Annotated in this window: 1 protein-coding gene; it reads right to left on the bottom strand. The window is 57.8% G+C overall.

The features are described 5' to 3' along the window. Positions 1 to 1,386 (bottom strand): hypothetical protein (locus tag KDK18_RS07185; RefSeq protein ID WP_257254200.1); only part of this gene is annotated, 1,386 nt, incomplete at its 3' end. Between the last annotated feature and the right edge of the window lie 49 nt (positions 1,387 to 1,435).

Here is a 1,435-nt window from a genome sequence, read left to right as displayed (position 1 = left end):
GGCCAGGCTGCTCAGGTAATGTACCAGCCGTTGCCCTCTGCGAATGATCCTGTTCAGAAAGCTCAGGGCTTCGTGGTTTCCATCGGCACTGTCACTCTCGGCCAATGCACTATCGTTGCTGTTGATCAAAGCTGTGGGGCTCAGGCTGACTTGTCCGCCTTTAAAGTGCAGGCTGGCCAGCACGTCCGGTTTGATCAGTGCCAGGGTCTGGTTAGTGTCGGTATTGATGATCCTGACGCTCTGGCTCCTCAGGGGCAGGGAGCCGTTGCTGAGTGTGAGGTTGCTGCCGCTGCTCTGCTCCTGCGGGTCACACTGGTTAAACCCTACCTGTTTCGCAGTCAGGTCAGTAAAGAACAGTGCGGTGCTGTTATCACCCGTCAGTCGTCGTAAATCCGCTTTTGACCCGGACGACAGGAGGACATAATGCTTGCCATAATCGTCTACTGTCCGGGCTGGCCTGCACGCCCGCAGGTCATAGACGTCATTGCCAGGACCACCGATCAGGGGGCGGGTCCAGTCGACGAAGGCTTGCCACAGGCTGCTGTTGCCGGGTGCTTCCAGCTTTCGGTTGTCACACCGATCGCTCCGTGTCCAGTTTGCCAGTACCTCGGGGCGTGCGGCTGCGTTTCCCGACGTCCCCAGCAGCAGCAGGTCATTACCGCCCCGCCCCAGAATGGACCATTGTCGGGCATGGGCGCCCACGTACAGGATGTTGTTACGGTCATTGCCCCAGAGTCTTAATGTCCTGTTGCCCATGGCCGACGAGCTGATCACGGCGGGTATAAACGGCCATGGACGGTAATGGCTGCCGGGTTTCGGTCCGCTCACCTGAACACTGCCGGGTTCCCAGCCCCACTGGTTTGTGCCAGTAATAAACACTTGTCGTCTGGATTGTATGGGGTTTAATGGCTCCAGCGTCAGTTTAATCCCGTCCATAGCCCGGTGTGTGACGATTTTTACTGGCCGGTCTTGCGCTTGCCGGATGTACAGGGGGTTGCTGGCGTTGGCGTGGATGAATCGAAGGCGGTTCTTCCGGTTTCCTGCCGTTAATGGAAATACCACCCCCTGGCCAGAGCGCATCACCCTTGCTGCCAGATCGGATAAGGTCAGCTGAAGGTCATTGAACACCAGGGTCGTTGGTTGCGGGAACCGGTCGTGCTGTTTAGGCCAGACCCCCTGGATCACGATCCCGGCGTTGCCTCCCTCAAAGCGGTGAGACAGGACCAGGTTCTGACCCCGGCGACCGGCCTGGTAAAGGAAGGCCGGTACTTTCAATTCAATGCGGGTCTGTGCCTGGTTTTTAACGTCGGTTTGTTCTTCAGCAAGGCCGGGATGGAGGATGACCCGGGAAAAAAACGACAAGTCACTCTTATTAATCTGAATCACATCCGAACCGCCCTGGCCCTCCACCATGACCCCAAACTGTCGGCGGGAG

This window comes from Endozoicomonas sp. SESOKO3, assembly GCF_024606255.1.
Note: the sequence above shows the minus strand (reverse complement) of the source record. Positions and strands in the feature narration are given on the sequence as shown.